This window comes from Thiocapsa sp. (assembly GCF_035467215.1).
Classification (GTDB): domain Bacteria; phylum Pseudomonadota; class Gammaproteobacteria; order Chromatiales; family Chromatiaceae; genus Thiocapsa.
The window spans coordinates 1-8,587 of sequence record NZ_DATITZ010000189.1; the positions used below are offsets into that span (position 1 = coordinate 1).

General features: G+C 65.5%; 7 protein-coding genes and 1 pseudogene. 6 read left to right on the forward strand and 2 right to left on the reverse strand.

What is annotated here, in order from left to right; translation table 11 throughout:
- Positions 1-184, forward strand: a pseudogene (locus VLR48_RS10535) (esterase); the annotation flags it as partial.
- Positions 185-255: 71 nt separating this feature from the next.
- Here VLR48_RS10535 and VLR48_RS10540 read toward each other — a convergent pair.
- Positions 256-1,257: a recombination-associated protein RdgC gene (locus tag VLR48_RS10540; RefSeq protein ID WP_325291743.1), complete on the reverse strand. Its 1,002-nt coding sequence runs from the start codon at positions 1,255-1,257 to the stop codon at positions 256-258.
- Between the two features lie 243 nt (positions 1,258-1,500).
- Here VLR48_RS10540 and VLR48_RS10545 point away from each other — a divergent pair, with 243 nt between their 5' ends.
- Positions 1,501-2,781 carry an HlyC/CorC family transporter gene (locus tag VLR48_RS10545; protein WP_325291744.1) on the forward strand — a complete coding sequence of 427 codons (1,281 nt, stop codon included), beginning with the start codon at positions 1,501-1,503 and terminating at the stop codon, positions 2,779-2,781.
- An 88-nt stretch (positions 2,782-2,869) separates the two neighbouring features.
- Here the strand turns inward: VLR48_RS10545 and radA are convergent, their stop codons facing one another.
- On the reverse strand, positions 2,870-4,231 hold the full coding sequence (radA, locus tag VLR48_RS10550) for a DNA repair protein RadA (protein ID WP_325291745.1): 1,362 nt from the start codon (positions 4,229-4,231) through the stop codon (positions 2,870-2,872).
- Positions 4,232-4,454: 223 nt separating this feature from the next.
- On the opposite strand from radA, the gene VLR48_RS10555 reads away from it, so the two are divergent.
- The 4 genes from VLR48_RS10555 to VLR48_RS10570 all read left to right on the forward strand — a co-directional run bounded on the left by VLR48_RS10555 (position 4,455) and on the right by VLR48_RS10570 (position 8,557).
- The gene (locus VLR48_RS10555) at positions 4,455-5,723 is read left to right on the forward strand and encodes a cyclopropane-fatty-acyl-phospholipid synthase family protein (protein ID WP_325291746.1); all 1,269 of its coding nucleotides are present in this window, start codon (positions 4,455-4,457) and stop codon (positions 5,721-5,723) included.
- Between the two features lie 57 nt (positions 5,724-5,780).
- Positions 5,781-6,797, forward strand: coding sequence for an NAD(P)/FAD-dependent oxidoreductase (locus tag VLR48_RS10560; RefSeq protein ID WP_325291747.1), 1,017 nt, complete (start codon positions 5,781-5,783; stop codon positions 6,795-6,797).
- A gap of 33 nt (positions 6,798-6,830) precedes the next feature.
- Positions 6,831-7,778, forward strand: coding sequence for a DUF808 domain-containing protein (locus tag VLR48_RS10565; RefSeq protein WP_325291748.1), 948 nt, complete (start codon positions 6,831-6,833; stop codon positions 7,776-7,778).
- A gap of 272 nt (positions 7,779-8,050) precedes the next feature.
- Positions 8,051-8,557 (forward strand): histidine phosphatase family protein, encoded by a 507-nt coding sequence (locus tag VLR48_RS10570; protein WP_325291749.1) that lies wholly within the window; start codon positions 8,051-8,053, stop codon positions 8,555-8,557.
- The last annotated feature ends 30 nt before the right edge of the window (positions 8,558-8,587 follow it).

Consider the following 8,587-nt stretch of genomic DNA (forward strand, 5'->3'; position numbering starts at 1 on the left):
CACCCGCAGCGTCTATGCCGACGAGGCAGGACGGGCGCAGCTGGAGCAGTGGGTCCTACACGGCGCCGGTCACGCTTGGTCCGGCGGCAGCTCGGACGGCTCCTATACCGAGCCGCGCGGACCCGACGCCAGCCGCGCGATGCTGCGCTTTTTCATGGAGCACCCCCGCACTGCCGCGCCTTGAGGGCCGTTTGCGCCGCGGTCATTGCGCAGAGGGCGGATCTCCTAATGCGCGGTAGGCGACTTAAGTCGCCCCTACACCCACGGCGGCGGCTCCGCCGGCGAAGGCGCGACCTTCGCGGGCGCCGATGCAGGTTCAATCTGCTGCGGCACCGGGGCCGGCGTCCCTGCTGCATCCTCGTCGCCGACGAGCCCGAAGATCGCGTCAAGCCGAGCGATCAGCTCGCGCAACTGCAGTGCGAGGATCGCAAGCTCGGCGTCCATGCGCGCTGCAGGTTCGAGATCGCCGTCATCGAGCTCGTTGAGCAGGGCGTCTCCGACGCGCAGGCGTTTCAGCGACATGTCCTCGGCCAGGACGAAATCGAGCCGCTCGTCCCAGCTCAGGGCCAGCTTCAAGACCTGCTTGCCGACACGCAGATGGGCGAGGATCTCCTCGCTGGAAAGATCCTGTCCGCGACAGCGGATCAGGCTCGCGGTGTCGCTGACATCGCGCAGCTCGCAGGCATCGCCGATCTGAAAATCGCTCGGTGCATCGCCGTTCAACAGCCAGCCGGTCATGACCTTGGGCGGCTCCATGCGCGGCGCGGGGGGGCGCGCCGGCAAGGTCTCGATGGTCTCGCGCAGCAGCGAGATCACGTCCTCGGCCTGCCGATCACTCCCGGAGTCCACCACCAACCAACCAGCTTCGGTGTCGACATAGAGCAGGGTGCGACGTGAGCGGGTAAAGGCCCGCGGGAGCATCTCGGCCATGATCTGCTCGCGCAGTCGGCGCCGTTCGGCGCGGCCGACGTCGCGTGCCTCGTTGGTCTCGATCTCCCCGACACGCTCCTCGACGGCCTCGGCGACGGCGGAGGACGGAAGCAGCCGCTCCTGCTTGCGCGAGCAGATCAGGAAGCATCCCGAGACCGCATGCACGAGCGCGGTCGAGCCATCGCCGAGCGGCGCCGACCAGCCCATTGTCGCGGTTTCCAGCGGACCGCAGGGGCGAAAGCGGCGCTCGTCGAGACGGGCCTCGAGCGTGTCGCCATCCAGACCGAACGGGCGTCCCAATCGATACAGTCGTACATTCTTGAACATCATCGGCCCCGATCAAAAAGGCCGGGATTATGACCCAGCCTCGCCGAACTGCAAGCGCCGGGTCGAGATGTCTACGCTCCGCAACGCCGATTCGCGCGTCGGTTCGGAGCAGTCCCTGCGAAGACCGGGGGGGGGCGGATCCAGATCGGAATCGCGGGCGGACATCGCGTGAGAAACACGGATTCGCAACGCGCCCGGTATACTGTGGCGACGATCGACCCATCACCAAGCTCGGAATCCAAGGTGGATGAACTCTCGTTACCCGGCCTCTTTTTCGCGTTAGTCCTGTTGCTCATGCTTTCGGCCTTCTTCTCCGGATCGGAGACGGCCCTGCTCACCATCAACCGCTACAAGCTCAAACACCTGGCGGACGGCGGCCACCGCGGCGCCCGCTTGGCCCGCGCACTGCTGGAACGACCCGACCGCTTGATCGGGCTCATCCTGCTCGGCAACAACTTCGTCAACATCATGGCCTCCTCGCTGGCGACCGTCATCGCCCTGCGCCTCGGCGGCGAGGCGGCGATCGGAATTGCCGCCGGGCTCTTGACCCTGGTGATCCTCATCTTCTCCGAGGTCGCGCCCAAGACCTACGCCACGCTGCACCCCGAACGCCTCGCCTACCCGGCGGCCTACGTCTACAAGCCCTTGCTGAAGGTGCTCTATCCGATCGTCTGGTTCGTCAACCTCTTCACCAACGGGCTGCTCCGCCTGATGGGGATCACGCCGGAAGGCGCACCGGGCACCGCGCTGAGCCGCGAGGAGCTCCGCACCGTCGTCACCGAGGCAGGCGCCATGATCCCGGAGCGCAGCCGCTCCATGCTGCTCGGCATCCTGGATCTGGAGCGCGCCACGGTCGAGGACATCATGATCCCGCGCAACGAGGTGGAAGGGATCGACATCCAGGACAGCGAGGACGAGATCCTGCATGCAATCGGCAACTCCAGCTACACGCGGATGCCGCTGTTCGACGGCAGCATCGACAACGTGATCGGCGTCTTCCACGCCAAGCATGCCCTGCATGCACTCCTTGAGCAGGGCCTGGGCAAAGAGCATCTGCGCGCGATCGCCCGCGAGCCCTACTATGTCCCGGAAGGCACGCCGCTCTATCAACAACTGCTCAATTTCCAGCGCGGCAAGCGGCGCGTCGGCCTGGTCGTCGACGAATACGGCGATTTTCTGGGACTCATCACCCTGACCGACCTGCTCGAAGAGATCGTCGGTGAATTCACGACGGACCCGGCCGACAGCATCCCGGAGATTCATCGCGGCGAAGACGGCAGCCTCTTGGTCGACGGCAGCATCGGCGTGCGTGATCTCAACCGGGCGTTGCGCTGGACGCTTCCGACCGACGGACCGCGGACACTGAATGGATTGATCCTCGAATACCTCGAGACCATCCCCGAGCCCGGCACCAGTCTCAAGCTGCACGATCACCCGATCGAGATCCTTCAAACGGCCGACAACGGGGTCAAAACGGTCAAGGTCGTGACCCGCCCGGCCCGCAAGACGCGGGCGCTCGTTTAAACCGCGCCGACTCCAACGATCGTCGAGTCTACCGGGGCCGATCCCATCCAAAAACATCGCATACCGCACTGGGCCCGGTTTAATCGCCTCAGACGCCGTCGAGTGCCTCCGCGAGGGTCTTCACGGCCGTGATCTCCAATCCCTCCACACCCTCTTTGGGGACATTCCCGACCGGCACGATGGCCCGACGGATACCGTGCTTCGCTGCCTCGCGCAGCCGATCCGGACCATTGGGGACCGGTCGAACCTCGCCCGACAGACCGACCTCGCCGAAAACGGCAAGATCCAGCGGAAGCGGCCGGTCGCGGTAGCTCGACAGCACCGCCATGACGAGCGGCAGATCGACGGCGGTCTCGGTGATCCGCACCCCGCCGACCACGTTGACGAAGACATCCTGGTTGAACATGGCCACACCGCCGTGACGATGCAGCACCGCCAGCAACATGGACAGACGGTTGCCGTCGAGCCCCAAGGCGACCCGACGCGGATTGGCGAGCGGGCTTTCGTCCACGAGCGCCTGCACCTCGACCAATAGGGGTCGCGTCCCCTCACGGGTCACCATGACCAGACTGCCCGGGACCGCCTGGTCGTGGCGCGAGAGAAAGATCGCGGAGGGGTTCTTCACCTCGCGCAGCCCGCGGTCGCCCATCGCGAAGACCCCGAGCTCATGCACCGCACCGAAGCGATTTTTGACCGAGCGCACCAAGCGAAATGCGCCACCCGGCTCGCCCTCGAAATAGAGCACGGTGTCGACCATGTGCTCGAGCACGCGCGGACCGGCGAGCGTGCCGTCCTTGGTCACATGACCGACGAGGAAGACGACCGTGTCCTGCTGCTTGGCGAAGCGGACCAATTGCGCCGCCGCCTCGCGCACCTGCGAGACCGAGCCGGGGGCCGATTGCAGCGCGTCGGTGTAGAGGGTCTGGATGGAGTCGACGACCAGCACCCGCGGCCGCTCCTGCGACGCAGCCGCGAGGATCGCCTCGACATTGGTCTCGGCGAGCAGACGGATGCCCTCGCCCGCCAGTCCGAGCCGATGGGCGCGCAGCCCGATCTGCTGGGGCGACTCCTCCCCGCTGACATAGAGCACCGGCAGGCTGCGCGCCAGCGAGGCGCTCGCCTGCAGCAAGAGGGTGGACTTGCCGATCCCCGGATCCCCGCCGATCAACACCACCGAGCCCGTCACGAGGCCGCCGCCCAGCACGCGATCCAGCTCGCCGATGCCGCTCTGGATCCGCACCCGATCTTCGGGACTGACCTCGGCCAAGCTCTCCACGCGCGGAGACTCGACCGCGCCCGCGTAGCCGCCGCGCACGGCAGGACGCGGAATCTCCGCGGTCTCCAGCATGCTGTTCCAGGCCCCGCAGTCCGGGCACTGACCCGCCCACTTCGGCTGACGCGCACCACAGGCGTTGCAGACATAGGTGCTGCGGGGCTTTCGGTTGCTCATCGGGCAGATCCGCTTTGTTCAAGGTAGGGGCGCCATTGTAGGCCGATTCGGCTGCCCCGATCGGAGGCCGATCCCAGCCGATCGGGCGCGTCGTGAGTCTCGCCCGGGGTCTCTTCCTTGACTGAATCGCTCCCGAACACTACTTTTTTACACGAAAAGACTTTGAATTCACTGTCCTTTAGACGTCGGCGGCAACGCCCGACGAAACGCGAGGATAAGCAACATGAAGTCCGAGAAGCACCCGCTGTCGAACGCAACCGCGTCGGTCGATCGGGGCGCATGGACAGACGCCGATACCGTATGGCCGATCGAGACCTGGCTCTTCAACCGATTCATGCAGCTCATCGGGGAACCGGCCATCAGCGTCGTCTTCTGGGACGACCGGGAGCATTACCGGTGCACCCGGACCAACCTGGTCGCACGCATGCGCTTCGCCGACCGATCCACTTTTTGGCGACTCTTCGCCAATCCAAACCTGGAATTCGGCGACGGCTACAGCTCGGGCCGCATCCGCATCGAGGGGGACTTAGTCGCCTTCATCGAAGCGCTCTACGAGGCCAAGATCAAGCGGACCCGACCCGGCATCCTTCAGCAGTTCGTCAAGCGCGGTTTCGTGCGGCCGCGACGCAACAGCCTGACGGGCTCGCGGGACAACATCCAACATCACTACGACCTGGGGAATGACTTCTATCGCCTCTGGCTCGACGAGGAAATGGCCTATACCTGCGCCTATTTCGCCGACCCCGACGTCACGCTCGAGCAGGCCCAAGCCGCGAAGCTCGACCATATCGCACGCAAGCTACAGCTGCGACCCGGCGAGGAAGTGGTCGAGGCCGGGTGCGGCTGGGGCGGACTGGCGCGGCACTTCGCGCGTCGTTACGGGGTGAAGGTCCGCGCCTACAACATCTCGCCGTCGCAGATCGCCTATGCGCGGGAGCGGTCCAAGGCCGAGGGGTTGGACGATCGGATCGACTACATCGAGGACGACTACCGCAACATCCAAGGGACCTACGATGCCTTCGTCTCGGTCGGCATGCTCGAGCATGTCGGCGCCGAGCACTATGCGACCCTGGGCCAGGTCGTCGATCGCGTCCTCGGGGACAACGGACGCGGCCTCATCCATTCGATCGGCCAGATCCGTCCCGAGCCCCCCAGTGCCTGGAACGAGCGGCGCATCTTCCCCGGGGCCAACCCCCCGACGTTGCGCCGGATGATGGACATCTTCGAGGAACCGGGGCTGTCGGTGCTCGACGTGGAGAACATCCGCCCGCACTATGCCAAGACGATCGAGCATTGGCTGGCGCGCTACGAGGCGCATGAAACGGAGGTCCGCGAGATGTTCGACGACTTCTTCGTGCGGGCCTGGCGGCTCTATCTTGCGGCGTCCATCGCCAGCTTCCGTGCCGGAGCATTGGAGCTCTATCAAGTGGTATTCGCGCGCCCGGGCAAGAACGACATGCCATGGACACGCGCTCATCTCTATCGGGATTGACCGGCGGGTCGGCCCGATGCCCCCAGCCCCGTCGTCTCGTCTTCGAGAGGTCTGCCCATGATGAGGACAGACGTGATCATCGTCGGCGGCGGACCGGCCGGCTCGTCCTGCGCATGGCAGTTGCGCCGTCGTGGTGTCGGCTGCCTGATCCTGGACAAGGCGGTCTTTCCGCGACCCAAACTCTGCGCCGGTTGGATCACGCCCGAGGTCCTCGCGGATCTGGAGATGGACATCGCGGCCTATCCGCATCGCTTCCTGACCTTCGAGGTCACGCGAGCGCATCTGTTCGGAATCGGTCTGACGATGCGCTCGCCGCAGCATTCGATTCGCCGTGTCGAGTTCGACGACTGGCTGCTCGAGCGCTCGGGGGCCGAGGTCGTGACCCACCAGGTCAAGCGGATCGAGCGCACCGCGCACGGCTACCGCATCGACGACCGCTTCGAGTGCGATGCCCTGGTCGGCGCCGGCGGCACGGCATGCCCGGTGTATCGTTCACTCTTTCGCGAGCACAACCCGCGCGCGCGATGGCTCCAGGTCGCCGCGCTGGAGCAGGAGCTGGCTTATGCGTGGGAGGATCCGGACTGTCATCTGTGGTTCTTCGAGAAGGGACTACCCGGCTACAGCTGGTACGTGCCCAAGCAGAACGGCTATCTGAATCTCGGCGTCGGAGGCATGGCGCAACGGCTGCAGGAGAAAGGCGGAAGCATTCATAAACACTGGGAGCACTTCGCCGCGACCCTGCGCAGTCGTCGGCTGATCGACGAGGGTCTGACGCTCGAACCACAGGGCTACTCCTATTACCTGCGGGACGGGGTGCAGACCATCCGAAACGCGAACGCCTTCCTGGTCGGCGATGCCGCCGGGCTCGCCACGCGCGACTTGGCCGAGGGCATCGGCCCGGCGATCCGCAGCGGGATTCTAGCCGCCGATGCCATCGCGGAGGGCGGCGAATACAGCCTGGACTCCGTCTCGCGCTACAGCCTGGGCGCGGGCTTGTCGCGACGCGCGTTGGTTTACGGGCTATCGCGCCGGAAGGTGACGCTCCCGGCTGATCGCCAGCCGAATCCGGACTAAAATCCGCGCATTTCACCCCAGCGACGACATCCCATGGCCGGAGCCAGCCTGCTTACCCTACTCGACGATATCGCAACCGTCCTCGACGACATCTCGGTGATGACCAAGGTCGCCGCCCGCAAGACCGCGGGCGTGCTCGGGGACGATCTGGCGCTGAACGCCCAGCAGGTTCTCGGGATACGCGCCGAACGCGAGCTGCCGGTGGTTTGGGCGGTCGCCCTCGGGTCGCTCAAGAACAAGCTGATCCTGATTCCGACGGCACTCCTCGTCAGCGCCGTCGCGCCTTGGGCCATCACGCCGCTCTTGATGCTCGGCGGGGCCTTTCTCTGCTACGAGGGCTTCGAGAAGCTGGCCCACAAATTTCTCCATGACGAAGAGGAGGATGAGCGCCACGCGGAGCTGACCCGCACACTCCTCGACCCGAATGTCGACATGGTCGCGTTCGAGAAGGAGCGCATTCGGGGCGCGATCAGAACCGACTTCGTCCTTTCGGCGGAGATCATCGTCATCACGCTCGGGATCGTCGCCGGCGCCTCCTTCGGCGTGCAGGTAGCGGTCTTGACGGGTGTGGGTCTCTTGATGACGGTCGGTGTTTACGGACTGGTCGCGGGCATCGTCAAGATGGACGACGCCGGATTCTATCTGCAGCAACGCACGGGCGAGGATCTCGGCACCCGGTTCGCGCGGCAGCTCGGCGCCCTGCTGCTCGCCGCCGCACCGCGTTTGATGCGCATCCTTGCGGTGGTCGGAACCGCCGCCATGTTTCTGGTCGGCGGCGGGATCCTGGTCCACGGGATTCCGGGGACGCACGACATCCTGCATCTCCTGACCCATGGCGCCGCCGTGGTTCCGACGGTCGGACCCGTCCTCGAGGTCCTGGCCACGCCGCTGTTCAACGCCCTGGTCGGCGTGCTCGCCGGCGCCGTCATCCTCGGTGTCGTCACCGCAGGCTCGCGAGTCGCCGCTCTCTTCCGAACCTAAACCGCGCTCGGCGCGGTATGCGATGTTTTCGGTCGGGATCGGCTCGGACTGACTTAACGAGCGTTGGAGCTGGCGCGGTTTAGGACATGAAAATTCACCGAAGTCCGGCTCGGTCCCCGTCGACCGAAAGACGGATTCCCGACGAACACGGAGAAAAACGCTCGATGCGTCCTAAACCCCCGCTACGGTCATGGTTCGTCGGATGCTGCACTCTCTGTCTCCTTTGCGGGATCCTCGGCACGGCGGCGACAGCAGCGCGGGACGAGGAAGACGTGGATCTCGCCGCAGGGATGCAGAACGGCGGTGCGGTTCTCCTGCTGCGCCACGCCTACGCACCGGGAACAGGTGATCCGGAGGGCTTTCGTTTAGACGACTGCGCGACCCAGCGCAATTTGAACGATGCCGGACGCGAGCAGGCGAGATCCATCGGCGCTTGGCTGCGGTCGCGCGGGATCGAGCATGCTCGGGTCTATTCGAGCGAATGGTGCCGCTGCCTGGAGACGGCCGAGCTGTTGGGGCTCGGGCCGGTTACGCCGCTGCCAGCACTCAACTCCTTCTTCGAGCGCCGAGGGGATCGCGGGCCGACTCTGGCCGCACTCGAGGCGTTCCTCGAGGACCAACCTCCAAACGGCGAGCCCATCGTATTGGTGACGCATCAGGTCACGATCACGGCACTCAGCGGCATCTATCCCGCCTCGGGTGAAGCGATGTTGATGAAGCTGTCCGATCGGGACAAGGGCAAGCTCGAACCGATCGGGCGGATGGATTTCGGACCCTGAACAAGACCGAACCGGGCGCAGCAGAACGCA

What these genes read in the sequence shown, in the direction of transcription:
- VLR48_RS10555 (WP_325291746.1), top strand. Translation starts at nt 4,455, where the DNA reads ATGAAGTCCGAGAAGCACCCGCTGTCGAACGCAACCGCGTCGGTCGAT.
- VLR48_RS10540 (WP_325291743.1), bottom strand. Translation starts at nt 1,257, where the DNA reads ATGTTCAAGAATGTACGACTGTATCGATTGGGACGCCCGTTCGGTCTG.
- VLR48_RS10560 (WP_325291747.1), top strand. Translation starts at nt 5,781, where the DNA reads ATGATGAGGACAGACGTGATCATCGTCGGCGGCGGACCGGCCGGCTCG.
- radA (WP_325291745.1), bottom strand. Translation starts at nt 4,231, where the DNA reads ATGAGCAACCGAAAGCCCCGCAGCACCTATGTCTGCAACGCCTGTGGT.
- VLR48_RS10565 (WP_325291748.1), top strand. Translation starts at nt 6,831, where the DNA reads ATGGCCGGAGCCAGCCTGCTTACCCTACTCGACGATATCGCAACCGTC.